General features: G+C 46.7%; 20 protein-coding genes. 10 read left to right on the plus strand and 10 right to left on the minus strand.

What is annotated here, in order from left to right; genetic code table 11:
• Nucleotides 1-28: 28 nt before the first annotated feature.
• From DW033_RS01615 to DW033_RS01650, 8 genes are all read right to left on the minus strand, one after another.
• Nucleotides 29-424, minus strand: coding sequence for a response regulator (locus tag DW033_RS01615; protein ID WP_009275015.1), 396 nt, complete (start codon nucleotides 422-424; stop codon nucleotides 29-31).
• Between the two features lie 131 nt (nucleotides 425-555).
• Nucleotides 556-2427 (minus strand): TonB-dependent siderophore receptor, encoded by a 1872-nt coding sequence (locus DW033_RS01620; protein WP_122382327.1) that lies wholly within the window; start codon nucleotides 2425-2427, stop codon nucleotides 556-558.
• Nucleotides 2428-2519: 92 nt separating this feature from the next.
• Nucleotides 2520-2921 carry a nickel-responsive transcriptional regulator NikR gene (nikR, locus tag DW033_RS01625; protein ID WP_005857797.1) on the minus strand — a complete coding sequence of 134 codons (402 nt, stop codon included), beginning with the start codon at nucleotides 2919-2921 and terminating at the stop codon, nucleotides 2520-2522.
• 89 nt (nucleotides 2922-3010) lie between these two features.
• Nucleotides 3011-4606, minus strand: coding sequence for a SusD/RagB family nutrient-binding outer membrane lipoprotein (locus DW033_RS01630; RefSeq protein ID WP_121961199.1), 1596 nt, complete (start codon nucleotides 4604-4606; stop codon nucleotides 3011-3013).
• A 4-nt stretch (nucleotides 4607-4610) separates the two neighbouring features.
• On the minus strand, nucleotides 4611-7916 hold the full coding sequence (locus DW033_RS01635) for a SusC/RagA family TonB-linked outer membrane protein (RefSeq protein WP_048928209.1): 3306 nt from the start codon (nucleotides 7914-7916) through the stop codon (nucleotides 4611-4613).
• Between the two features lie 172 nt (nucleotides 7917-8088).
• The gene (locus DW033_RS01640) at nucleotides 8089-9753 is read right to left on the minus strand and encodes a SusD/RagB family nutrient-binding outer membrane lipoprotein (RefSeq protein ID WP_005863085.1); all 1665 of its coding nucleotides are present in this window, start codon (nucleotides 9751-9753) and stop codon (nucleotides 8089-8091) included.
• A 29-nt stretch (nucleotides 9754-9782) separates the two neighbouring features.
• Nucleotides 9783-12965 (minus strand): TonB-dependent receptor, encoded by a 3183-nt coding sequence (locus DW033_RS01645; protein WP_005863087.1) that lies wholly within the window; start codon nucleotides 12963-12965, stop codon nucleotides 9783-9785.
• A gap of 165 nt (nucleotides 12966-13130) precedes the next feature.
• The gene (locus DW033_RS01650) at nucleotides 13131-14150 is read right to left on the minus strand and encodes a FecR family protein (protein WP_036615587.1); all 1020 of its coding nucleotides are present in this window, start codon (nucleotides 14148-14150) and stop codon (nucleotides 13131-13133) included.
• A gap of 160 nt (nucleotides 14151-14310) precedes the next feature.
• On the opposite strand from DW033_RS01650, the gene DW033_RS01655 reads away from it, so the two are divergent.
• From DW033_RS01655 to DW033_RS01665, 3 genes are all read left to right on the plus strand, one after another.
• Entirely contained in the window at nucleotides 14311-14679 is a 369-nt protein-coding gene (locus DW033_RS01655; RefSeq protein WP_005857809.1) for a DUF488 domain-containing protein, read from the plus strand.
• Between the two features lie 14 nt (nucleotides 14680-14693).
• Nucleotides 14694-15440, plus strand: coding sequence for a 2,3-diphosphoglycerate-dependent phosphoglycerate mutase (gene gpmA, locus DW033_RS01660; protein WP_048928687.1), 747 nt, complete (start codon nucleotides 14694-14696; stop codon nucleotides 15438-15440).
• 66 nt (nucleotides 15441-15506) lie between these two features.
• Nucleotides 15507-16079 carry an RNA polymerase sigma-70 factor gene (locus DW033_RS01665; protein WP_005857830.1) on the plus strand — a complete coding sequence of 191 codons (573 nt, stop codon included), beginning with the start codon at nucleotides 15507-15509 and terminating at the stop codon, nucleotides 16077-16079.
• A 50-nt stretch (nucleotides 16080-16129) separates the two neighbouring features.
• Here the strand turns inward: DW033_RS01665 and DW033_RS01670 are convergent, their stop codons facing one another.
• A complete protein-coding gene (locus tag DW033_RS01670; RefSeq protein ID WP_122382328.1) occupies nucleotides 16130-17065 on the minus strand; it encodes a sugar phosphate isomerase/epimerase in 936 nt (311 codons plus the stop codon).
• A 118-nt stretch (nucleotides 17066-17183) separates the two neighbouring features.
• Nucleotides 17184-18617, minus strand: a complete 1434-nt coding sequence (locus DW033_RS01675; RefSeq protein WP_005863095.1) for an aspartate ammonia-lyase — start codon at nucleotides 18615-18617, stop codon at nucleotides 17184-17186.
• A gap of 451 nt (nucleotides 18618-19068) precedes the next feature.
• On the opposite strand from DW033_RS01675, the gene trpB reads away from it, so the two are divergent.
• The 7 genes from trpB to trpA all read left to right on the plus strand — a co-directional run bounded on the left by trpB (nucleotide 19069) and on the right by trpA (nucleotide 25779).
• Entirely contained in the window at nucleotides 19069-20253 is a 1185-nt protein-coding gene (gene trpB / locus DW033_RS01685) for a tryptophan synthase subunit beta (RefSeq protein ID WP_008772462.1), read from the plus strand.
• Nucleotides 20250-21653, plus strand: coding sequence for an anthranilate synthase component I family protein (locus tag DW033_RS01690; RefSeq protein WP_008779674.1), 1404 nt, complete (start codon nucleotides 20250-20252; stop codon nucleotides 21651-21653). Before trpB ends, DW033_RS01690 begins: the two co-directional genes overlap by 4 nt.
• A gap of 122 nt (nucleotides 21654-21775) precedes the next feature.
• A complete protein-coding gene (locus DW033_RS01695) occupies nucleotides 21776-22342 on the plus strand; it encodes an aminodeoxychorismate/anthranilate synthase component II (RefSeq protein ID WP_048928685.1) in 567 nt (188 codons plus the stop codon).
• A 169-nt stretch (nucleotides 22343-22511) separates the two neighbouring features.
• Nucleotides 22512-23510, plus strand: coding sequence for an anthranilate phosphoribosyltransferase (trpD, locus tag DW033_RS01700; RefSeq protein WP_048928684.1), 999 nt, complete (start codon nucleotides 22512-22514; stop codon nucleotides 23508-23510).
• 13 nt (nucleotides 23511-23523) lie between these two features.
• A complete protein-coding gene (gene trpC / locus DW033_RS01705; protein ID WP_122382329.1) occupies nucleotides 23524-24318 on the plus strand; it encodes an indole-3-glycerol phosphate synthase TrpC in 795 nt (264 codons plus the stop codon).
• A complete protein-coding gene (locus tag DW033_RS01710; RefSeq protein WP_122382330.1) occupies nucleotides 24315-24980 on the plus strand; it encodes a phosphoribosylanthranilate isomerase in 666 nt (221 codons plus the stop codon). The genes trpC and DW033_RS01710 overlap by 4 nt, the downstream gene beginning before the upstream one ends.
• 25 nt (nucleotides 24981-25005) lie before the next feature.
• Nucleotides 25006-25779 (plus strand): tryptophan synthase subunit alpha, encoded by a 774-nt coding sequence (gene trpA, locus DW033_RS01715; RefSeq protein WP_048928682.1) that lies wholly within the window; start codon nucleotides 25006-25008, stop codon nucleotides 25777-25779.
• The last annotated feature ends 27 nt before the right edge of the window (nucleotides 25780-25806 follow it).

Consider the following 25806-nt stretch of genomic DNA (forward strand, 5'->3'; position numbering starts at 1 on the left):
TACAAATCTAAAACATCTTAATAAATCCTTACCATACGATCGACGGACAATACTGCGATATCGTATTTTTCAATACCTTTAGATTGATCGGCTTCGTGATAAAACCAGAAGCCCCGGCTTCTTTAGCGGCTTCCATATCAGAGTCGAATACATAAGCCGATTGCATGATTACGGGGATATCTTTCGACAGCTTACGGATTTCTTTCAAAGACTCGATACCCGTCATCTCAGGCATCTTTATATCCATCAAGATCAAGTCCACCTCGTTTTCCTTAAAGAGAGCCAAAGCTTCCAAACCAGTTTTAGCACGGATCAAATTACAATATTTATGTAAAATGGTCTTCAGAAGTAAATAATTACTTTCCTCATCCTCTGCGATTAGCAACGTGGGCTTTCCTCCCCCCAAATCATTTTTCACATCCATATATATAACGTTTTATTCTTTTAATCAAAATCAAATAAACTCTGATGAAGCAAAGATAAAACAAATATTAGAAAGTAGACATAAAATTCAAGGAGATATGAGTATTCGGGGAAGTTCTTTTTCCACCCATGCTAGAAAGTTACGTCTATACCTCCCATAAATATCGCCTTCGGCATCGGGAATCCTTCGTTGATGGAATAACGGGCAGCCGTTAAATTCTCTCCTTTGACAAATAGATTCAAGCCTTTATCACGTGTACCGAAACGGTAGGCTACCTTCGCGTTCAGAACCGTGTAATCCTCTTTCACCTTGTCCGCCGTATTGATATAAAGGTCGAAAATGGATTGTACGTTCACGTTGAAAGTGAAACGTCCCGGGGCATACATCACGCCAGCGAAAAACTTATGCGCCGGAGCCGCCAGCAGGGCCTTGCTCGTATGCAAATAGCTATAGTTCATATCGAGGCTTAAATTCTTGAGAATCTGGTAGCGGGAATCGAACTCGATACCTTTATTGGTAAAAGTACCCGTATTGACATTCTTAGGGCGTCCGTCTATACGTGTCGTCTCGATCATATCTTGCCCGTCGATAAAAAAGGCGGTCAACTCCGTAAACAAGTTGCCATCCAAGAATGTCTGTCCGATGGATACCTCGTAGTTCATCATGCGCTCCGGTTTCAAATCTGGGTTCTGAGGCGGGAACATGTACATCTCCCGTATATTCGGACTCCGGAAGCCTTTCGACAAAGAAGCCTTTATCACGTTTCCCTCGAACGGACGTACCGTGAAGCCGGCCTGCGGAATCCACTCGCCGCCGAAGATACTGTTATGCTCATAACGAACCCCGGCGTTCAAGCTTACCTTGTCAAATAGATCCTGCTGCATGATAACGTATCCGGCTACCTCGTTCACGGTCTTATTCACCAACTCATTCTGGTTATCATTGATACTATCCTGCCATGCGTGACCACCCCAGTTCTTATAATCGATGCCGACCGTAAAACTATTCCCTTTCACCAAGCGGAAAGACTGATAAAGCAAGAAACCCGCATTATGATCGTCCGAATAAAACAGATAAGGATTAGGCGTCCCGCCCGGATTATACCCATCATCAATCTTATGATGGCCCCAGTTGTAGAAAGCACGAAGGGCACCACTTGTCTTCCCGTAATTATTCTCTAAAGCGAAGGAGGTAGTACCTCGCAGGATATTCATTATATTATCGATAAGCGGATTTGTTATCTCTCCCGGGTTCTGGTTCTTGAACTTAGCTAAGCTTACGTCTCCCGTCACCTTATAATGATCATCAATCTTATATCCTAACTTAGCGAAACCATTCGTGATATGGAACTTCGAATCCGGACGATGTCCATCCGTGCGGTCATGATTCAAGGAGATATAACTACTAAAGTTACCGATATTGTACCCATTATTAATCATATACTTCTGGGTGTTATACGAGCCGTACATGATACGGGCTTGTGTACGTCGTCCCGGCCGATTATGCTGGCGGGTAATGATATTCACGACACCTCCCATAGCGTTCGAGCCGTATAATAAGGAACCCGGCCCACGGATCACCTCCACCCTTTCCACGTCCGAAGCCACATAGGTATCCGGAAGCGAATGGCCGAATATACCGGCCCATTGAGGCTGTCCGTCGAACAACATCAAGACCTTATTACTCTGTCCGACACCCCGGATATTAACCGTCCCGGCCGCTCCCTCGGAGACGCCAAAACCTGTAATCCCTTTTTCCGTGACAAACAGCCCGGGTACTCGCTCCGACAATACGGGAAGCAACGCCGATTCACTGCTAGCCTCAATCTCTTCCCGTTCGATGACCGAGATAGATAACGGCACACTGTTCCGGTTCATATGGATCTTGTTGGCGGAAACCACCACCCCTTTCAAATTGATCAGACTGTCAATCTCTGCCGGATCTATCGCAAACGCCATGGAGCCTATCAACAGTCCGGAAACTAGTAAAAGTTCTTTTCTCATATACTACTTACATCTATAATATTTATCATTTTAAACATCCCGTAGTGGCACGTTCACCAGAAAACGTGTTACCAAGCCTGCAAAAAAAAGCATTAATCCGCCCGGCTCATCACCAACTTACCATGCTTAATGCCTTTGATTGTCGTCAACTTATCCGACAATTCTGTCAAGCGGTGAGCCGTTCCCATCACCGTCACTATATGCAAGCAAAAATTCTGATTGATATAATACTGGGAAGACGACAAGATCACATCCTTATAATTTTGTTGGATACCCGTGATTTTCAAGGAGATCTCTTTCTTGACTTGGTCATACATGATCACGATCGTCCCGGCTACGATATGGTTGCATTGCCATTTACGTTCGGCTACATTCTTCTCTATCAGAAAACGAATCGCCTGTGAACGATTGGCGAAGCCATTCTCATTCACATATTGATCCAATGATTCCAACAGATTGTCTTCCAAAGAGACACCAAAACGTTTTAAAGACATAAACCCTTTTTTTATAATTTTCGGTGCCAAAGGTAGTGTTTTTTCAAGAATCTCGGTATTCTATCGGCAGGAAGAGGAAAAATTAGTCGCTAATCACGAAAATTCACTCCGGTATCCCACCATAAGCGGGTACCTCCGGTATCCGGACCTCCCAGATACTCACACAAGGCGGAATATTGAGCCGGGTTACCGGAAATAATGCTAACCGGGAAATTCAAACGACGAATCATCGTTCGCGTATCGATCTTTCCATTGCTTTTATTCACCAAAACCGGGAACAAACGGGGATAACCGGTACGCCTCTGCTCCGCCCAAGCCTCACAGCCCTCGGGGTAACAAGCGATCCATTTTTGGGTAATGATCTTCTCCAGCTTGGTCTCCCTAGAGGCTTCTTCATCCCATGCCGGAGACACCAAGCAAAGCGCCTTCGCCGAATAGTCGGGAGTAAACGTATCCACGAAATCGGCGGCAACATGATCACTTTGTAAATAAGCGTTCGCCTCTCCTACCCTCCATTGATTGAACGATGATCGTACGCCTTGCTCATAGCAAGTCCCGGCGTCCTCCCCGGACCAGCCCCGCAAGGCTGCCTCCGCACGTAAGAACCAAACTTCCGCAGGCGTCATTAAGATAGCGTCCGTTTTCTGGGTAATCGTACTTCTCGAATGCTCACTATAGCGGGAATGATTAAATCCTGTCCCTTGCCGGATTCCCCGGTACTCCCCGGAATATCCCTTTCCGGTAGCAGGCTCAAAATAACGGGATAACCGAGGGTCTTTATATCCTTTAAGGATCGATTCCATATTAGCGTTCATAAAAACCTCTCCCCACGCCTTATTGATCTCCCCCAGCGGATTCGAATAGCCGGTTCCGGCGGTAGAAACCGCGACGACCTCATAAGCCTCCTCCAGCAAACCGGCTGGATGTGTCAGCGACTTATGCGCCTCATCCCTTGCCTTATCAGGGTCAGCCATAGCAATACGAATCGCCAAGCGCAAACGTAATGAGTTGGCGAAACGCATCCATTCCCCAAACGTCCTGTAATTCTCCGGCATAATCATATCGAAACGAGAAAAGGTTTCCTCTCCATCATATTCAGACAGCAGGTGAATAGCCTCCCCCAAATCTTGGAAAAAAGCATAATAAGCGTCTTTCTGGGAATCCGGCATTACCCCGGCATCCGACTCCCCAAACTTTGTATACACGATCGGGCCATAATAATCCGAGATCCGATGCATGATCTCTACTTTCAGTATTTTAGCGATCGCATAGAAAGCCGGATATTTGTCACGGGAATGATCTTCCGTCTGCTTTATCTCCGTCATGATATATCCATACGTATTATCCCACATCGTACCATTCCAGCCATCCTGCAAATTATAGACCGTATTCCCCAATCCTGCGTTGAAGGGTTTAAAATCATGCATATAACCGGAAAACATATCCGCATTCAGATTTTGCATCGTCTGGAAATGCCAGTTCTTGCCACTCCCCCAATCATAATTAAAATAAATCCCCATCTGGACTACCTTTAGCCAGACACCGAACGTATTATAATCATACGTTTTCTGCTCATCGGTAAAACCCGTATTATCGGTATTATACTCCTCGAATTTACCCGTACAGGAAAAAAGGAGTAATACAGCCAACAGAGCTGCCATCTTATTCAGAAATCTCGTCTTCATACGCTTAGAATGAAAGTTTCACATTAAAGCCGACACTTCTCGTAGTCGGTATCCCGAATATATCAATCCCTTGATTGCTATTGCTCGCCGAAAGCACGGCATCCGGATCAAATGGAGCCTTTTTATAAATAAAGAATAGATTCCGGGCGACAAAAGACAGTTCCGCCTTTTTGAGAAATTGTTTTCTCCCCAGCAATCTCTTCGGTAGCGTATATCCCAAAGATAACTCCCGCAAACGGATATTGGTAGCATCGTACATATAATATTCAGTCACACCGTTTCGTCCTCCCACCTGCTCATAAAATCCTTTTATGTTATAAATATGATGCCCTTCCAAATCCACATACCCCATCGTACGGGCCTCTCCGGAAACCTTACTCACTCCCGTTTGGTCAAGCACAGCCTGAGTCTGGGCCAGCACATCTCCCCCAAAATGCCCGTCAATCAAGAAATAGAACGAGAAATCCTTATACGTGAAACTATTTCCCCAACCCAATAAGAACGCCGGATTGCAATTCCCCACCTTAGCCGTATTCCCGCTGCCGATCTCTTGGGGCAAGCCGTCCCGACCATACACGATCGCACCATATTTATCCCGCTCAAAAGCTTTCCCATAGATATCACCAAACGAGCCACCTTCCACCAAACGCATCGTATAGCTAGAGGAGAATCCTTCATCTCCTTGAATAAAGCTAGCCAAATCATCATGTAGTTTCTTTACTTCATTTTTATTCCGGGAAAAGTTGAGTGTCGTATTCCATTTAAACTGATTCGTTAAGATAGGAACCGCACCGAACGTCAATTCCACTCCCATATTCTGTATATTTCCCGCATTCACAAAATAATACTTGTATGCGGCTCCAGCGGAAGAAGGTAAAGAGAAGAGTTGATTTTTCGTATTGGTCTTATAGAACGTAAGATCCACGTCCATACGATAATCAAAGAATTTCCATTCGGTACCTATTTCAAAAGAACTGCTCATCTCCGGCTTCAAGGTACCGAACGGAGCCGTATCATTCGGCTGGGGAATCCCGCCCGCGGCGATATGGCCTACCGTATTGCTAACGAATAAGGGTATATCATTACCCACCTTACTCCAAGAAGCCCGTACTTTCCCAAAAGATATCAAGGAAGGCATCGAAAAGGATTTAGGGATAATCCAAGAAAGACCGACTGAAGGATAGAAAAAACCTCTTGATTTACGTTCCGTAAACGCAAGGGTAGATGACCAGTCATTACGTGCGGTCACATCTAAGTAAAGGCTTTCCTTATATCCCAACTGCGCCATAGCAAAAAAGGATTGCATTTGCCGGCGTGCGTCATCCGACTCCTCGATGTAGGCACTGGACGACATGTTAATATTAGCGATCGTAAAGACATTCGGATAATACAAGGAAGCCGTTTTCGAATCCAGCCTCAACGCACTGGTGCGTGTGTCCGTTATGCTCGTACCGATAGCGGCGTTCAAGGAGAAATCACCCCAGCTTTTATTCAATTTGGCCATCAAATCCCCATAGAGCAACGTAGTCTGGTAGGTGTAATAAATGTAACGCCCGTTCTCACCGGCGATACCCGGAGAGGTAGAAGCGTATATTTCCTGCTGATACTTATCATTCACATAATCGATATTTCCACGGCCCTGTAATGTAAGCCAATCTGTCACCTTGAAACTAGCGGAAGCCAACGCCAACACACGGGCACGTTTGTCCTCGTTTTCCGTACGGTTGACCAACCAATAAGGATTTTGCTCAAAATCAGTAATCGTAGTATACCAGTTCTGGACGTTCATATTCCGTTTCTCGTTATATACCTCAAAGTTCTCCTTATAAGGTGCCATATCCATCCCTCTAGGAAACGTGTATAAACCTTGTAACGGGTTCATATAAAATCCCCCGGCCGTAGGTTTTCCTTTGATTGTTTGGAGTATCAAGTTTACCTGCCCCTCCAAGATCAAACGATCATCAAAGAAAGAAGAACTTTCACGGAGATTAAAATTATGCTTGCTTAAATTATTCTTAGGAACGATGCCCCGTGCGGTCGTATTGGCATACGAAAAATAATTTTGCACATGGCTATTCCCTGCCGTAAATATCAATGAGTTAATAGCGGTAATACCCGTCCGGAAGAAATCGCCGACAGGGTCATAGACCGGAAGAGAAGCCCGGTCTCCCCAACAAGTTTCCGCCCCTTCCATCCGTCCGAACTCATTCTGAAACTTGGGGAGACTGATCGCTTGATCAACAGTCAGCGACGAGGAGAAATGAATATTCCGTACCCCGGCCTTACCTCTTTTCGTTTTGATCAAGATCACACCGTTCGCCGCTTGTCCCCCATACAACGCAGAGGCCGAAGCCCCTTTCAAGACACTCAAACTCTCTATATCATCAGGATTTAGATTAGAGATACCATCGCCCGCATCCCGGTTACCGGCATCGGCCGTACCACCGATCGTTGTCAAGGCTTGCTCACTGCTAATGCTCAAGATCGGGACACCGTCTATCACATACAAAGGCTGGTTATTTCCGGATGCGGAACGACTACCTCGAATAATCACCCGGGACGAGCTACCCAGACCGGCGGAAGTCCGGTTAATCTGGAGTCCAGCCATCTTTCCGGAAAGCGTACTCATAAAATTAAAATCCTTGGCCCTTACCAATTCCCCACCTGTGATTAACTGGGTGGCATAAGGCAAGGAAGATTCTTTCTTCTCGATACCAAGAGCCGTAATAACTACCTCGTCCAAAATCTGGGCGTCATCCTCCAACTGCACATTCAATGACAATTGCCCCTCATACTCAATTTCCCGTGAACGATAACCGATATAAGAAAAAACCAAAGTAGCCTCCTCGGGAAGCTCCAATACAAAGCTGCCATCCATATCCGTAATCGTACCGTTTCTCGTTCCTTTTTCCACCACATTCACGCAGGCAATAGGCTCTCCTTTGTGATCGGTCACGATGCCTTTTACCTTACCATCCAGCTTTTGTTGCATTTGGATTATCGCCTCTTTCTTATTCAAGATGATCTGGTCATTCATGACCGTATAGACGATCTCCGTGTTCTTAAATAATAAATTTAAAATCTCGAAAACCGTACGTCCGGATAAAGATTTACGCACTTTCTCAGATAAATTGATCACCTGAGCGTCATAAATAAAAGAATAATTGGTTTGACTCTCAATCTCATCCAGAGCGCCAGCCAAGCTAACCGGGGGAGAGATACGAATATAGGATTCCGAACGTTCCTGTTGGGCGCCCAGCGGGAATATACATAATAATAGTAGAATGAAGATATAAATATATAATCTCATAATTTACACACGCACAATTTATCATGGGTAAATGTAAGAATTATTATCTAATACTATTCAATTATAACAAAAAAATCTCGCTTGGAGTACTGTTCTTCACAGATAAGTATCTCCAAACGAGAATAACCATCAGCTTCTGTTAAAGCTCAATATAATCAATCTGTCTGTTTATTTATTTTGAAGATGTGCAATAGTTGGAATTCTTATCCCACCAAATCGGGGTCGAAACCACATCACCTTTCCCACCTAACATGGATTTGCCTTTCTCATATTCAGCAGCATTTACCAATTGCTCTTTCATCGGGTATTTCATACGTTTGATGAAATTTTGAGGATTCAAGATATTTGTATCACTATTATTATATACAGCTTGATCTCGATAAACAGCCACATCCAAACGAGGCAAGTTCAAACGACGCTTGTCATTCCAAGCTTCCTGCGCCAAATCTGGAAGTCCGGCGATATATTTCTGCGTGATGATCTTCTCTAAAGCCGTATTGCCTGCGCCTTGTTGATCGTCATATTTCGCGCTGGTACCAGCCTCATTCTTTTCCGTGGAAGCCAAATACTCCTCAACATCACCCGATACACCCCAAGTCTCGAAGGAAGCACGTACACCTGCCTCATAAGCAGCTTTAGCATCACCGGCGACCAAATTACGGGCGAACAACTCAGCTTTCAAGAAATCAACTTCCTCAGAAAGGAACATATCATAAGGACGAGATTTATACGGAGCGCCATCTTTAATAATAAAGCCCATCTCTGCACATTGCTTAGACTGATAAATACCAGTATTCGCCTCCTCTGCTTTCGCACCGTATACCAAACCTTTCCAATCACCATTCTCAATACCCGGCTGGAACATCTTCGGGGCACGAGGGTCTACCTTAGCGGGATGTACATTCGATACGGCAACTCCGGATGTCTGGTTTACCACGCCGGCAGGCCAATCGATATTACCGATATTAGTCACTAATTTCTCAAATGACTTAGACATACAGATCGGACCGCTCCAAGTAATCTGGAACATCGTATAGTTATAGTCCTGTCCCCAAGAACCATCCGCTTTTGGAGGCATATAAGCATTATCAGCCTTGCTTGAGATCAAACCACAAGGAGATGTCAAAGCGGCATTTGCCTCAGCGACACATTTCTCTCGATCCACCTCAGATAGACGAACAGCGAAACGAAGACGCAAGGAGTTTCCAAATTTTTTCCAAAGAGAAACGTCATTCTTATAGACCAAGTCGATACCTGCATCCGAGAATATAGGCTCAGCGCTATCGCTAAAGCTATTCAACGCCTCATCCAATTCCGTGAAATATTCATAATAGATATCCTTCACCGATTTATAAGGAGGATTATCTTCTACGGTAGCATAGGCCGGGAAAGGCATCGGACCAAACTTATCCGCAGCCAGGCTATGGATATACACACGCCAGATACGAGCGAAAGCGATCGTATTAGCGTATAAGTCCTTATCTTTTTCCATCAAACTACGGATCACGATATTGATAGAAGAAATCTGTGTCAGATACGCTTGCCATGTTAAATTGTTCCACTCGTCATTTTGGATATAATTCTTAGTTGCCCAACCACCGCCATCGACCAACATTTGAGAGTAGAAATCAATTTGCAAAGGTTTCAAGCGTTGTTCCACATCACCATCGATAATCATCCCACCACGTAGCGTAGAGGCCAATCGAGGTTCGCTCATATTGTAATTTACATCATCCGTCGGCTTATCCGGGTTATCATTTATACCTGTCAGGTCGCAACTGGCCATACTCGCCATCATAAACGAACAAGCTGCTAATATCTTTATATTACTTTTCATAATAATTCCATTTTTAGATTTATGTTTCATTAAAATGCCAAATTAATATTGAAACCTAAGCTTCTCATAGTAGGCATAGAACCGTACTCGATACCTTGGGCGTTACCAGATGTATAAGCAGCCTCCGGGTCGAATCCCTTTGTCTTACTATAAATCATGAACAAGTTACGAGCCACGAAACTCAAGCGAGCGGAAGTAAATGGAGTCTTCGCCAACATCGTTCTCGGGAAATTATAACCCAAACTCAACTCACGTAAACGGATGTTTGTCGCATCGTACATATAAGCCTCTGTCACGTTATTGCTAGAAAGACCATTCCAATAAGCTTGAGCCGTAATACTCTTCGTATTGGGAGTACCATCGGCCAATACCCCCGGAACAACCATACCATCACGACCATCCAACGTCATCTCTAAATTACCGGATGAAGCACCCGCACGGATAGATCCCATATACACATCACCACCATAACGCATATCGAACATGAAGTTCAACACGAAATTCTTATATGACAAGGTATTGCTCCAACCCATCATCCATTTCGGCTGGTTGTTACCCAACAATACCATATCGTCCGTTCTCAAAGGAACACCATCGGCACCGATAATAATGTTGCCGTTATCATCCCGTTGATAAGCGTAACCGTAAATATCTCCATAGGCTCCACCCTCGTGAGCGACGATCTTCAAGAAACTTACTGATGCGTCACTAAGGATCTGCTCTTTCGTATCATCTGTCAATGAAATTACCTTGTTGATATTCTTTGACCAGTTCAACTGAGTATCCCATTGGAAACCACTCTCGGAGATATAAGGAGTAGCGTTAAACGCAACCTCTACACCCTTATTCTCAATATTACCGGCGTTGATCATCTTTTTCTTGAACCCTGTAGCGGAAGGAACATCGATCTTTAAGATCTGGTCTTTGGCGTTCTTCTTATAATACGCTACGTCGACACCAACCCTATTCTCAAACGCCTTCAACTCAAGGCCTAACTCCCAAGAGTTGATCGTCTCATTCTTTAAATTTGGATTTGCCATCCAATCCTCGTTGCTGGCATTAAAAATACCCCCTTTAATATCATAACTGATATTATAATAGTCACGCAACATATAAGCGTCCGTATCATTACCTACCTGAGCCCAAGACGCACGGATCTTACCGAAAGAAAGAATACCCGTGTTATGCCCCATCTTATTCAACATTTGGGTGAAAATCCAGCTAACACCTACCGACGGGTAGAAATAAGAGTCATTGTCTTTTGGAAGTGTTGAAGACCAGTCGTTACGAGCAGTTAAGTCCAAATACAAATAGTCGTCCCAAGACAATGATGCCGTAGCATATAGCGAGTTGATTTGTTTACGGTTGCGAGTATACTCACCACCATGTGTCTTACCGTTGGCGATCGCATGGAAATCGGGAATCACAAACTCACCGGATGATTCCTTGTACCATGTAGAATTACGGTACATCATATTACCACCTACCGTACCTACGATACCGAATCGATCCCAGTTGCCTTTAGCTGTCAATAAGAAATCGGAGTTGATCTCGGTGAATTTCTCCATATTGGCTGTCATGCTACCGTTGTTCTCCCAATACGGGTTACCTGTCGCACGGATTGTCTCATACTGGATGGTGTAATTATCCATACCAGAGCGAAGCTTCAAGCTCAACCAATCCGTAAACGTGAAATCCAAGGCCGCGAATCCGATAAAGCGGTCTTTCTTATCCTTGTTCGTATTGCGGTAAGCGGACCAATACGGGTTATTGGCGTTGGCTCCCGTGTCGATCAGATAACCAGCGGGCTTTCCGTCCGCACGTTTCCAATCATTATCTTTATAGGCGTCATAGTCAGAGAAGCCCACACTTCGGGGCATACTTAAATAGTTAAGGAAGATATTATCCGGGTCGCCCGCTAATTTCACACGGTTGTTCGTATGCTGGCTTACATAATTAACCTTCACGTCGGCCGATAACCATTTAGACAGTTTAGCCGTAGAACGCAAGTTGATAGACGTACGATCCATTCCGCTATTCGGAACAACACCCTTATTATCCAAGCGTGTCACGCCGGCACGGAAAGTGATATCCTCGGAACTCTTGCTCAAATCCACGCTGTTTGTCCAAGTGGTACCAGTGCGCAAGAAATCCTTATATAAATCATTGTCTCTCGCCGCATACTGGTAAGAACCCATCGCCATATCCTTAGAAGAACCGTCCATAGCGGCACCCCAGCTCGTCGCTTTATTATTATCGAAAGCGCCGTCGATACCTTGTCCGTATACATCTTGGAACTTCGGGGTTTGCATCGGGTTCTCAGCCGTGAAATTCGAGTTGATACTTACGCCCCAACCTTTATTCTGGCTACCTTTCTTAGTCGTGATCATCACGACACCGTTACCTGCACGGCTACCATACAACGCCGCGGCTGCCGGGCCTTTCAATACGGACATACTCTCGATATCATCCGGGGAGATATCAGAGATACCGGAACCTTTATCCACGTTACCGTTACCCCAATAGTCATCCGTACCACCGCTAAAGTTATCGATAGGTACACCGTCCACAACGATCAACGGCTGGTTATTACCAGTAATAGAGTTATTACCACGAATCACGATACGAGAGGAACCACCGACACCGGTACCATTTTGCTTGATCTGCAAACCTGCTACCTTACCAGCCAAAGCGTTGGCCACGTTAGCATCACGGGTTTGCGTCAGGGACTCGCCTTTCAATTCAGACATAGAATATCCCAAAGCCTTTTTCTCTCGCTTGATACCCAAAGCGGTTACCACGACTTCATCCAAGGCTTGCGTATCATCGACCAATTGAACCTCGATAGAAGGTTGTCCGGTAAAGACGATCTCTTGCGTATTAAAACCGATATAGGAAACTTGTAAAGTCGCATTGTTAGGAACATCCAACTCGAAACGGCCATCCATATCCGTGATGGTACCGTTGGTAGTTCCTTTAACAATTACGTTAGCACCAATAATAGCCTCGCCCGTTTTGTCCGTAACGACACCGACTGCTTTTCGTGTCTGTTGTTGAGCGTTTAAGACTGTGACTTCATGCGTGTTCTCTGCGAAAACCATGGCCGGTACCAAACAGAATGCGCATACCCCCATGTTAATCATTAACGGAATTTTTCGAAAAAGAGAATAACTATTCCCCCTTAAAGCATTTAAGGTTACAATTTTATTCATATTTTTGTAGTGTTACTATTTATAATAAAGTTATTTGTAGCTGCGCCAACAGCTCTTCTTGACTTTTCGTACGGGAGAATACGCCAATATTCTTCCGTATGTTTTTAATCCTTGTTTATTCTTTCTTCATGGGCAGACGTATTTTAGAAGGTTACACATTATTTCTCATTTTGATATTTCCACGACTGAGGTTCCCGATCCACTGTCCTTAACGGTAGGTTTATGTATCGCATACTGGATTCCCGACGCCAATTTCAGGTATTCCAATACTTGAGGCAATTGCTCGTCCTTGAAACGGGCTGTTATTATGGACTTGAGTATCTCGTTATCTTTTACCTCGAATACTACGTGATAATGACGTTCCAGCGTTTTCAATACTTTATCCATCGGATGGTTCCTGAAGATAATCTCCCCGTTCTTCCAAGCCGTGTCATATTCGGTATTCACGTCGAACACCTTGATCTTGTCAGCACCCTTTTGATACTCAGCTTTCTCGTTTGGCTTCAACATCTGTGTCATTCGCTTTCCTCCGGACACGACGTTCAACTTTACCGATCCCTCTACCAAGGTGGTCTCTATCATACTCTCGTCTTTGTAAGCGGATACATTGAAAGAAGTACCCAACACCTCTACCGAGTAATCTTTATCCGCTTTCACAATAAAAGGCTTATGGGCATTCTTCGTCACCTCGAAATATCCTTGTCCGGTTAATTCCACCGTACGGGTATCCGCATTGAAATCCGAAGGATATCTCAATTCGCTATTGGCATTCAGCCAAACCTTAGAACCGTCAGGTAAATCGAATGCCGAAACCACCCCAGGATTCGTGCGTACGGCTAGCGTACGCACGTTCCCTTGACCCTGCTGTATGAACAAATAAGCGGATAAAAGAAAGACTGGAATGAATAACACGGCCGCAGCCCGTTGAATAACACCTAACACTTGTCTTAAAGCTAATCTTTTCTCTTTCTTATGGATTCTTGATTTAAAACGAGACAACGCCTCGTCCGGGTTCACGGTCCGCATGACTTTTAGGCGACTTGCCACTTGAGCTGTAAAATAGACCTGCTCCAACAGTTTCTCGTTTTCTAGAGAGGCGGCCCGCCAGTTTTTCACCTCCACAGCTTCCTCCTCGGTCAACATCCCATCGATGTATCGGATCAATATGTCTTCGTTTATTTCCATTTTTTCTTGTTTCTATAATTAATACAGTTGAGACAAAAGATGTACTAAACAAAAAAACGATTTTTTTCAAGAAAATTGAATAATGGCAAAAATACCGTTCCTAAAGAAAGGCTCAACAATATCCCTCTTTCTACTGTTTTACCACAAAATGAGACTTCTTATGGTAAAGATTCTTTTAAAACGGATTTATGAGGAGCCAAGTGAGGCGGATGGTTATCGCATTCTTCTCGACAGGCTATGGCCCAGAGGACTGAAGAAAGAGGATGCGAAGTTTGACGAATGGAGAAAAGACATCACTCCATCTAAGGAGTTACGCCAATGGTTCCACGAGGATAAAGACAGGCATTGGGAAGTATTCCAAGGTCGCTACGGGATGGAGATCAAGCAGAACCCGGATTTCATTCCTTTCTTACGAGAGATCGAGAAGCATCCGGTTGTCACTTTCCTCACGGCAGCGAAGGATGTACAACATAGTCATCTACCTATATTAAAAGAAGTCATCGAGGATTTCGAGAAAAACAAATCATAAAAATAAAAAGACCTATGAAAAGTATCGTATTGCTTCGCCACGGCGAAAGTGTATGGAATAAAGAGAACCGGTTCACCGGTTGGACCGATGTGGATTTGACAGAAAAAGGCGTGGCCGAAGCTTATAGGGCCGGCAACTTATTGAAAGAAAAAGGATATGTGTTCAATAAAGCCTATACCTCTTATTTAAAACGGGCTGTCAAAACCTTGAATTGTGTATTGGATCGCATGGACCAAGACTGGATCCCGGTGGAGAAGAGCTGGAGGCTGAACGAGAAACATTACGGATCGCTACAAGGGTTGAACAAGAGCGAGACCGCCCAAAAGTATGGAGACGAGCAGGTCTTGATCTGGCGTCGCAGTTACGATATAGCCCCGCTTCCCCTATCGGAAGGCGACCCTCGTAACCCTCGCTTCGATATCCGCTACAAAGACGTGCCGGATAAAGAGTTGCCCCGTACGGAATCCTTGAAAGATACGGTTGAGCGGATTCTCCCTTATTGGAAAGAGGTTATCTTCCCGACGCTCCGGACCGCCGACCAGATCCTTGTCGCCGCTCACGGAAACAGCTTGCGGGGAATCATCAAATATTTAAAAAACATCTCCGATGAAGAGATCGTTCATCTGAATCTCCCGACAGCCGTTCCATACGTGTTCGAGTTCGATGATGACTTGAAACTCGTGAATGATTATTTCCTTGGCGACCCGGAGGAAATCAAGAAACTCATGGAAGCCGTAGCCAACCAAGGAAAGAAAAAGTAGCGGGATTCATGCCTCTTATCCGGAATTATTCATTAAGTTTGCAACCAAACAAACTTAAACACTATTGTGGACGAGAACGCAGAACGAATTTCACTAGAACTTATCGCAGGAGACGAACAAGCGTTCGACACCGTGTACAAACAATATTACCGGGGATTGTGCGCCTTCGCCTCCCAATATGTAACAGTACCAGAATCGGAGGAGATCGTACAAGACGTGATGATGTGGCTGTGGGAAAACCGAAAATCCCTAGTAGCGGACATGTCCCTGAAATCACTCCTCTTCACCATTGTCCGCAATAAATGCCTCAATACGATCAGCCACATACAGGTTAAGCAACAAGTGCACGAGAGATTGTACGCCAAGTTCCAAGAGCAATTCGAGAATCCTGATTTTTATATAGGAGAACTGATGGCCTTGGCCTCCAAGGCCATCCGGGAGCTCCCGGATGAATACCGTAAGGCATTCGAGATGAACCGTTTCGAGGAAATGACCTACAACGAGATCGCCGAGCGGACAGGCGTATCCCCCAAAACAATCGCATACCGCATCTCTCAAGCGCTCAAGATATTACGGACGAAATTAAAGGACTATATCCCTTTATTGGTATGGCTGCTTTACGAACAAACACGCTCATAACGGAGGAAGCATCCTACCGCCATGAGCGTTTTTTTAATGAGTCAAAAGACTTATTTCACGAACGGTGCTTTCAATAAATAATCCACGCAGCCTTTCACGCCCTCAAACTGGGAACGTCCGTCAGGCATACCCTCCAACTCCACGAAATAATCCTTGATTCCATTCGCGTAAGCTTGCTGGAATATATTCTCGAAATTCATCATCCCGGACTCGCCTAGAATAGCACGGTCCTTGATGTGCAATACCTTAATACGGTTCGGATATTTCTTCAACCACTCTATCGGATCTTGTTGTCCCATCACGGCCCAATAAACATCCATCTCGAAAAATACAAGCGAAGGATCAGTATTCTTCAAGAACAACTCATAGATGCAATCTCCTTTCACACGCCTTCCCAGCTTGGCCTCCGTACTACCCGGATTTACCTTGGCGAACTCCATCTCATGGTTGTGATAGCCGAAAGGAATACCGGCCGCTTTCACGATCTTACCCGCCTCGTTAAAAATCTCGCAGACGAAAGCGGTTTCCTCGGTGCTACGGGTACTCGGTTGCCCGGGCTGGATCAAGTACTTCACGCCTAGTTTGGCATGGTCATCAGCCGTCTTCTTCCAATACTCGGAGATCTGGGAGCGATTGGCCTTCGTGTACTCACGTACCGGAGGATTCACGTGGGAACTGGTGATCTTCAATCCGGCATCATCCACCATCTTCTTGAATTCCATCATGTCTACACCGCCGATCTTGCCTTCCTTGTAACCGGCCAATTCCAGATTCGTGTACCCCATTTTCTTGATCTTTTTCAATCCACCGGGTACATCCGCATAAAGTTCCTTGCCTAAAGAATAGATTTGTAAACCAACTGTCTTAGCGGCCATCGTTTCAGAAGTGACAGGTTTAGCCGCATCTGCGCTCCCGACCTTTCCGGCCATCAGGCCACCCAAGGTGAAAAGGGACGCATTCTTTAAAAAATCTCGTCTATTTATCATGATTATTAGAATTAAGTCAGTCCAAAGATAGAGATTATAATCTAAAAAAAGACCGCATAGGATGGAAAAATCCACCTATACGGTCCACAAATGGTATACATTATATAATAGGACTCGATTAACGGCGAGGCTTGATATCCAACTTCACCGGCTTGATCATATTCTCCGGGCTTAAGATCGTATCCAATTCCTCCTTGGTCAAGATACCATGATCCAGTACCAATTGATAAACGCTAACGCCGGTCTCCAACGCCTCCTTCGCGATCTTGGTCGAGTTCTTATAGCCGATTACCGGATTCAAGGCCGTCACCACGCCGATGCTATGATGTACCTCCTCACGGCAACGATCCTCGTTAGCGATAATACCGTCCACGCAACGGGTACGCAAGGTATCGAAACCATTGATCAGCAAATCCACGGACTCGAAGCAGCATTGTGCCATCACCGGCTCCATGGCGTTCAGCTCCATCTGGGCGGCTTCCCCGGCCATGGTCACACATAATTCATTACCCATTACCTTATAAGCGATCTGGTTCATCACCTCCGGGATCACAGGATTCACCTTACCCGGCATGATAGAAGAACCCGGCTGCATAGCAGGCAAGTTAAACTCACCCAAACCGCAACGAGGGCCGCTTGCCAACAAGCGAAGGTCATTACATATCTTATTCATCTTCACGCAAACCCGCTTCATGGCGGAAGCATAGCCTACCAAGCAAGAAGTATCCGAGGTAGCTCCTACCAAATCGGAGGAGAGACGGATATCCCATCCGGTTATCTCACGTAAAGCCGCAATACATTTCTCCGCGTATCCCGGCTCGGCACAAATACCCGTACCGATAGCGGTAGCTCCCATATTAACCACCAAGAAATCGGCGGCGGCCTCATTCAAGTGAGCGATCTCATCCTGCAAGATGCTGGCGAAGCCATTAAAGGTCTGCCCCAACGTCATAGGTACGGCATCCTCCAACTGCGTACGTCCCATCTTGATAATTTGCGAGAACTCCTCTCCTTTCTTACGGAAAGAGGCGATCAATTCCTCCAAATGGGGAAGCAATTGAAGATGCTTAAAATACATACCGATATGGATAGCGGTCGGATATGCGTCGTTCGTGGATTGCGAGCAGTTCACATGGTCGTTCGGTGAGCAGTATTGGTATTCACCCCGCTCATGCCCCATCAGCTCCAAGGCACGGTTGGCGATCACCTCATTCGCGTTCATATTCGTAGTGGTACCCGCTCCGCCTTGGATCATATCCACCGGGAACTGGTCGTGATGTTTACCATCGAGAATCTCCCCACAAGCGGCGATGATAGCGTCTTTTTGCTCTACGGTAAGCAAGCCTAATTCAAAGTTAGCCATGGCAGCCGCCATTTTTGTTATAGCTAATCCTTTAATGAATAAAGGATATTCACTCAAACGGAATTTACTGATTGAGAAATTCTCGATTCCTCTCAAGGTTTGAACTCCGTATAATGCTTCGGCGGGGATTTCACGAGCGCCGATCAAATCGCTCTCTATGCGAGTTTTTCCAGTTAATTTAGTATCCATATTAGAAATATTAATCGTTTTTTATTGTTTCCGCAAAGGTAGAAACTATTATTTTGAAAGCAAATTATTCTTCGAAATAATAAAAACAAATACCAAAAACGCCAATACACGTCTACACAAGGCTCAATGAATTACAATTTGTCAATAGAGCAGTTTTAATAGACCTTCTGATCTTTTTTATCTCATTCATAAAAAAAGTACGATTTTATTTGCTGTTTGTCAAAGATTCCATATATTTGCTGCCGTAATAACAAAACAGAGTCATGAGAACATTCGTAGTAAATACATATTGGTGGTGGCGCTCCGTACAACTCAAAAGGTCGTAAGGAACGAAGACTCGTATGTATATATAAACACTACATAAAGATATAAAGAGGTCTGTCGCACTTGCGGCAGGCCTCTTTTCTTTTTATGGCAAATTCAAAAGGAAAATAACTAAAATAGATAAAAGATGAAAACGTATCAAGTTGACAAGAATGGTTACTATGGTGAGTTCGGCGGGGCCTATGTTCCCGAGATCCTTCATCAATGCGTGGAAAATTTACAGAATACCTATCTGCAAGTGTTGGAGAGCGATAGCTTCAAGGAAGAGTTCGATCAGTTATTGCGTGATTATGTAGGCCGCCCCTCCCCTCTTTACTTGGCCAAACGGTTGAGCGAGAAGTACGGATGCAAGATCTATTTGAAACGGGAAGACTTGAACCATACCGGAGCACATAAGATCAACAATACGATCGGCCAGATCCTCCTAGCCCGCCGCATGGGGAAGACCCGTATCATCGCCGAGACGGGTGCCGGACAGCATGGAGTGGCTACGGCTACGGTATGTGCCTTGATGAATATGGAATGTATCGTTTATATGGGGAAGACAGACGTGGAACGCCAACATGCCAACGTACAAAAGATGGAAATGCTGGGAGCTACCGTCGTGCCCGTGACCTCGGGAAACATGACCTTGAAAGACGCCACGAACGAGGCGATCCGTGACTGGTGCTGTCATCCTTCGGATACGTATTATATTATCGGTTCTACGGTAGGCCCCCATCCTTATCCGGATATGGTAGCCCGGCTGCAATCCGTTATCAGCGAGGAGATCAAGAAGCAACTGCTGGAGAAGGAAGGAAGGGATCACCCGGATTACCTGATCGCCTGCGTAGGCGGGGGAAGTAACGCCGCCGGTACGATCTATCATTTCGTGGATGACGAGCGGGTGAAGATCGTCTTGGCCGAGGCCGGCGGCAAGGGCATCCACTCCGGCATGAGCGCCGCCACGATCCAATTGGGTAAAGAGGGCATCATCCACGGGGCACGTACCTTGGTCATGCAGAACGAGGACGGACAGATCGAGGAACCTTATTCTGTTTCCGCCGGCTTGGATTACCCGGGCATCGGCCCGATCCACGCGAACCTCTCCGTAAAGCACCGTGCGCAAATCCTAGCGGTAGATGATGACGAGGCGTTGGAGGCCGCTTTCGAGTTGACCCGTCTGGAAGGAATCATCCCGGCCTTGGAAAGCGCCCATGCCTTGGGGGCCTTGGCCAAGGTAAACTTCAAGCCGGAAGAGGTGGTGGTACTGACTGTCTCGGGCCGTGGCGATAAAGATATGGACACTTACATTAATTATAAATTATCATGAATTATTCTTTCAAAACGATAAGCAAGAAGGTGATGGGCGACCTTCACACTCCCGTAAGCATCTATCTGAAAGTGCGGGATATCTACCCGGAATCGGCCCTGTTGGAAAGCTCGGACTTCCACGGAAACGAGAATAGCCTTTCCTTTATAGCGCTCCGCCCCTTGGCGAGCATCGGTATCAACAACGGGGAATGCACGGCGACCTTCCCCGACGAGACCCGTGAGGTTACCCCGCTCACCGAAGACTATAACGTACCCGAGGCGATGAACGCTTTTCTCGGCCGCTTCAAGGTGGAGGGAGCGGACAAGAAAGTCTGCGGATTATTCGGCTACACGGCTTTCGATGCCGTCCGTTATTTCGAGAACATCCCGGTCATGGAAGTTCATCACGAGGAGAACGACGCCCCCGATATGCTATACATATTATATAAGTATATCCTTGTCTTCAATCATTTCAAGAACGAGTTGACCCTAGTGGAGATGCTCCAAGAGGACGAGGCTAGCCGGCTGGAAGAAATCGAGACATTGATAGAGAACCGTAACTTCGCCTCCTATAACTTCCAGACAGCGGGTCCCGAGACCTCCCCGATCACCGGCGAGGAATACAAGGCGATGGTCCGCCAAGGCATCAAGCACTGCCTCAGGGGGGATGTCTTCCAGATCGTATTGAGCCGTCGCTTCGAGCAACCGTTCAAGGGAGACGACTTCAAGGTGTACCGGGCTCTTCGCAGCATCAACCCCTCTCCTTATTTGTTCTATTTCGATTTCGGAGGTTTCCGTATCTTCGGCTCTTCCCCCGAGACGCATTGCAAGGTAACGGGCAGACACGCCAGCATCGACCCGATCGCCGGGACCGCTTTCCGTACCGGTAATATCGAGGTAGACAAGCAGCGTACCGAGGCCCTGCTTGCCGACCCCAAGGAGAACGCCGAGCACGTGATGCTGGTAGACCTCGCCCGCAACGACCTCAGCCGGAACGCCCACGACGTGCAAGTGGATTTCTATAAGGAGGTACAATACTACAGCCACGTCATCCACCTCGTATCCCGTGTGAGCGGCGAGATCAACACCGATAGCGACCCGGTAAAGACCTACGTCGATACCTTCCCCGCCGGCACATTGAGCGGAGCCCCCAAAGTACGGGCCATGCAACTGATCACCGACATCGAGCATCATAACCGGGGTGCTTACGGCGGCTGTATCGGCTTTATCGGTCTGGATGGTGATTTGAACCAAGCGATCACGATCCGTACCTTCGTCAGCCGTGGCAACGTACTTTACTATCAGGCGGGAGCCGGGATCGTGGCTAAGAGCAACGATGAGCGTGAATTGCAAGAGGTAAACAATAAGCTGGGAGCCTTGAAGAAGGCGATAGATCTAGCGGAGAAATTAATCAATTGATTATCCGGTTGTAGAGACGGGGCGTGCCCCGTCTCCCACAGTCTGATAGTATTTTAAGTTACCATTTTGAAAGGATGAGACGGGGCGTGCCCCGTCTCTACAACAACAACAATATATATAAAATGAAGATATTATTATTTGATAATTACGATTCCTTCACCTACAATTTGCTACATATATTGAAGGAACTGGGTACGGACGTAGAGGTACACCGCAACGACAAGATCTCCTTGGAAGAGATAGAGCGTTTCGATAAGATCTTATTATCCCCGGGACCGGGCATCCCCGAGGAAGCCGGCATCCTCCTCCCCTTGATCCGCCGGTACGCCCCGACAAAGAGCATCCTAGGTGTCTGCCTAGGCGAGCAGGCCATCGGCGAGGCATTCGGCGCCACATTGATAAACCTTACCGACGTGCATCACGGCGTTTGCTCCGATATACGAATTGTCGCTAAAGATCCTATCTTCGAGGGACTGGAACCGGGTATACGTGTTGGGCGTTATCATTCTTGGGCGGTCTCCAAGGAAAACTTCCCGGATTGTCTGGAAATTACGGCGGTCGATACGGAAGAAGGACAGATCATGGGCTTGCGCCATCGTGAGTACGATGTACGAGGTATCCAATTCCATCCGGAATCCGTGTTGACACCCAAAGGGAAGACTATTATAGAGAACTGGCTGAAACGCTAATTACCTCCTAAGGCACTTATAGTTTCTTCCTAACGAAACATCAGTTTCTCTATGGTGAAACTAATGTTTCTCAAGCAAGAAACAAGAGTTTTCCCCTAGAGAAACAAAAGTTTTTCGATAAAGAAATATCGCAAAACTGCAATATTTTATCATTCAACACATTACAGACATGAAGCAAATATTATACAGATTATTCGAGCACCAATATCTAGGCCGGGAAGAAGCCCGGAACATCCTCCAGAACATAGCGGAGGGACGCTACAACGATTCCCAGATCGCCAGCCTGATCACCGTATTCCTGATGCGCAGTATCTCTGTAGAGGAATTGACCGGATTCCGGGAAGCTTTGCTGGAGATGCGTGTACCGGTAGATTTAAGCGAATACAAACCGATCGATATCGTAGGTACCGGAGGCGACGGAAAAAACACGTTCAACATCAGTACCTGTTCCTGTTTCGTAGTGGCCGGTGCCGGTTACAATGTCGTAAAGCACGGTAACTACGGGGCTACCTCGGTGAGCGGCGCCAGCAACGTGATGGAGCAACACGGCGTAAAATTCACGAACGATATCGATAAGCTACGTACCTCCATGGATACCTGCCATATCGCCTACCTCCACGCCCCCTTGTTCAACCCGGCGCTGAAAGCGGTAGCTCCGGTACGGAAGAGCCTCGGCGTACGCAGTTTCTTCAATATGCTCGGCCCGCTGGTCAACCCGGTCATGCCTACTTACCAATTGTTAGGCGTATATAACCTCCCGCTACTCCGCCTATATAATTATACGTATCAAGAGAGCTGTACCCGTTTCGCCGTGGTACATAGCTTGGACGGTTACGACGAGATCTCCCTCACGGCCGATTTCAAGGTAGCCATGCCGGAGAAAGAGAAGCTTTATACCCCGGAGATGCTCGGATTCAAACGTTGCACGGAAGCGGACCTCGATGGCGGAGAGACCCCGGAGGAAGCGGCCCGTATCTTCGACGCCGTATTAGGGAACAGGGCTACCGAGGCCCAAAAGAGCTGCGTGATCGCCAACTCCGCCTTCGCCATCCAAGTGATCTGTCCTGAGAAGAAGATCGAGACGTGTATCGCCGAGGCACGTGAATCACTGGAAAGCGGAAAAGCATTGGCTACATTCCGTAAATTTATATCTTTGAACCAAAGATAAAGAAACATATCCTATGAAAAAGGACATCTTACAAGATATTATCGCCAATAAGCGCATCGAGGTAGCCCGGCAAAAACAGGCCGTAAGCTTACAGACCTTATTGGCTCTAGGTAGCGACCGTATGGAGCGTGACACACGTTCCATGCGTGCGGCGTTGGAATCATCCCCCTCCGGTATTATCGCCGAGTTCAAGCGTAAAAGCCCCTCCAAGGGCTGGCTGCATCCGGGAGCGAATATCGCCGACGTGGTGCCCGCTTACGAGGCCGGAGGCGCCTCCGCCTGCTCGATCCTTACGGACGGGGATTTCTTCGGAGGTTCCTTGGGCGACTTGCAAAAGGCCCGCAAGCTGGTGGATCTCCCGTTACTTCGCAAGGACTTCATCATCGATACCTACCAACTCTTCCAAGCCCGGGTGATGGGCGCCGACGCTGTCTTGTTGATCGCCGCCGCCCTTACGGAAGAAGAATGCCGGATACTCGCCGAGACCGCCCATAGCCTGCAATTGGAAGTCTTGCTGGAAGTCCATAGCGAGGACGAGCTCAAATACCTGAACGCGGATATCGATATGCTCGGCGTGAACAACCGTAATCTCGGCACCTTCCATACGGACGTAAACAACTCATTCAAGTTGGTCGATAAGATGCGAGGCTTCTCCCCTCTTTTAGTGTCCGAGAGCGGAATATCCGAGACCGATACCGTACGCCGATTGCGTGAGGCCGGTTTCCGTGGATTCCTGATCGGAGAGACCTTCATGAAAACCGAGAGGCCGGGCGATACCCTAGCCGATTTTATAGGAGGACTGGCATGATCATCAAAGTTTGCGGAATGCGGGAGCCTCAGAATATCCGGGAAGTAGCCGCCCTAGCCATCAACTGGATCGGCTTTATCTTCTACGAACGTTCCAAGCGCTTTGTCGAGCGATGCCCGACGGAGCAGCAGGCAACGGACAGTGAACAATTGTCCCCTAAGAAAGTGGGCGTTTTCGTCAACGCTACCATCGAGTCCATGATGGAGAAAGCCTCCGCCTACAAGCTAGACTATCTCCAACTTCACGGTAACGAATCGCCGGAAGATTGCCACACCTTGCAAAAAAGGGGCTATTCCTTGATCAAGGCTTTCCCCATCGCTACGAAAGAGGACTTCGAAAAAACAAGGGAATATGAGGGCCGGGTGGATTATTTCCTTTTCGATACGAGATGCGAGGGCTATGGAGGCTCGGGCAAACGTTTCGATTGGTCCATCCTAACCGAATATGAAGGAGAGACTCCCTTCTTGCTCAGCGGAGGCATCCGTCCGGAAAACGCGGAGGCGATCCGGAACTTCCGGCATCCCCGTTTCGCAGGTATCGACCTCAACAGTGGCTTCGAGATTGAGCCGGGATTGAAAGACATCGACAAACTAAAGAATTTCATCCAACAAATTTTACATCCAGCTGTAGAGACGGGGCGTGCCCCGTCTCCCACCGTCTGATAGTATTTTTAAAATAGAATTCAAAATGAATCGCATCACAAACTTATTCCAGACCCAGAAAGACGGAATACTCTCCGTCTATTTCACCGCCGGTTATCCGAACTTAAACGATACGGCAAGCATCTTAAAAGCCTTACAGGCTAAAGGTATCCACATGGTAGAAGTAGGAATCCCCTTCTCCGACCCGATGGCAGACGGCCCTGTCATCCAAGAGGCCGCCACGCAAGCGTTGCGTAACGGGATGTCACTGCACCTCCTATTCGAGCAATTGAAAGAGATCCGGAGCGAAGTACAGATCCCGATCATCCTAATGGGCTACCTGAACCCCATCATGCAATACGGTTTCGAGAAATTCTGCGAGAGTTGCATAGAGGCCGGCGTAGACGGAATGATCATCCCCGACCTGCCTTATGCCGATTATATCTCCGACTACAAGGAGATCGCCGATCGCCATGACCTAAAAATGATCATGCTGATCACCCCAGAGACCTCCGAGGAACGAATCCGGCAGATCGATGCCCATACCAGCGGATTTATCTATATGGTATCCAGCGCCGCCACGACCGGAGCCCAACAAGACTTCAACGAACAAAAGCAGGCCTATTTCCGTCGTATCAACGCCATGAACCTACAGAATCCCCGCTTGGTAGGTTTCGGCATCAGCAATAAAGCCACTTTCGAGGCGGCGACAGCCCATTCTTCCGGTGCCATCATCGGTAGCAAGTTCGTCCAGTTACTAAAGAGCGAAGCTACTCCCGCCGAGGCGGTCGATAAGTTACTGGAAGCCCTAAAACAATAGGAACCCTATTCATGTTTACATATAAAA

It is taken from the genome of Parabacteroides sp. AF39-10AC (assembly GCF_003635405.1).
GTDB lineage: Bacteria > Bacteroidota > Bacteroidia > Bacteroidales > Tannerellaceae > Parabacteroides > Parabacteroides distasonis.

What these genes read in the sequence shown, in the direction of transcription:
- DW033_RS01615 (WP_009275015.1), bottom strand. Translation starts at nt 424, where the DNA reads ATGGATGTGAAAAATGATTTGGGGGGAGGAAAGCCCACGTTGCTAATC.
- DW033_RS01620 (WP_122382327.1), bottom strand. Translation starts at nt 2,427, where the DNA reads ATGAGAAAAGAACTTTTACTAGTTTCCGGACTGTTGATAGGCTCCATG.
- nikR (WP_005857797.1), bottom strand. Translation starts at nt 2,921, where the DNA reads ATGTCTTTAAAACGTTTTGGTGTCTCTTTGGAAGACAATCTGTTGGAA.
- DW033_RS01630 (WP_121961199.1), bottom strand. Translation starts at nt 4,606, where the DNA reads ATGAAGACGAGATTTCTGAATAAGATGGCAGCTCTGTTGGCTGTATTA.
- DW033_RS01635 (WP_048928209.1), bottom strand. Translation starts at nt 7,916, where the DNA reads ATGAGATTATATATTTATATCTTCATTCTACTATTATTATGTATATTC.
- DW033_RS01640 (WP_005863085.1), bottom strand. Translation starts at nt 9,753, where the DNA reads ATGAAAAGTAATATAAAGATATTAGCAGCTTGTTCGTTTATGATGGCG.
- DW033_RS01645 (WP_005863087.1), bottom strand. Translation starts at nt 12,965, where the DNA reads ATGAATAAAATTGTAACCTTAAATGCTTTAAGGGGGAATAGTTATTCT.
- DW033_RS01650 (WP_036615587.1), bottom strand. Translation starts at nt 14,150, where the DNA reads ATGGAAATAAACGAAGACATATTGATCCGATACATCGATGGGATGTTG.
- DW033_RS01655 (WP_005857809.1), top strand. Translation starts at nt 14,311, where the DNA reads ATGGTAAAGATTCTTTTAAAACGGATTTATGAGGAGCCAAGTGAGGCG.
- gpmA (WP_048928687.1), top strand. Translation starts at nt 14,694, where the DNA reads ATGAAAAGTATCGTATTGCTTCGCCACGGCGAAAGTGTATGGAATAAA.
- DW033_RS01670 (WP_122382328.1), bottom strand. Translation starts at nt 17,065, where the DNA reads ATGATAAATAGACGAGATTTTTTAAAGAATGCGTCCCTTTTCACCTTG.
- DW033_RS01675 (WP_005863095.1), bottom strand. Translation starts at nt 18,617, where the DNA reads ATGGATACTAAATTAACTGGAAAAACTCGCATAGAGAGCGATTTGATC.
- trpB (WP_008772462.1), top strand. Translation starts at nt 19,069, where the DNA reads ATGAAAACGTATCAAGTTGACAAGAATGGTTACTATGGTGAGTTCGGC.
- DW033_RS01690 (WP_008779674.1), top strand. Translation starts at nt 20,250, where the DNA reads ATGAATTATTCTTTCAAAACGATAAGCAAGAAGGTGATGGGCGACCTT.
- DW033_RS01695 (WP_048928685.1), top strand. Translation starts at nt 21,776, where the DNA reads ATGAAGATATTATTATTTGATAATTACGATTCCTTCACCTACAATTTG.
- trpD (WP_048928684.1), top strand. Translation starts at nt 22,512, where the DNA reads ATGAAGCAAATATTATACAGATTATTCGAGCACCAATATCTAGGCCGG.
- trpC (WP_122382329.1), top strand. Translation starts at nt 23,524, where the DNA reads ATGAAAAAGGACATCTTACAAGATATTATCGCCAATAAGCGCATCGAG.
- DW033_RS01710 (WP_122382330.1), top strand. Translation starts at nt 24,315, where the DNA reads ATGATCATCAAAGTTTGCGGAATGCGGGAGCCTCAGAATATCCGGGAA.
- trpA (WP_048928682.1), top strand. Translation starts at nt 25,006, where the DNA reads ATGAATCGCATCACAAACTTATTCCAGACCCAGAAAGACGGAATACTC.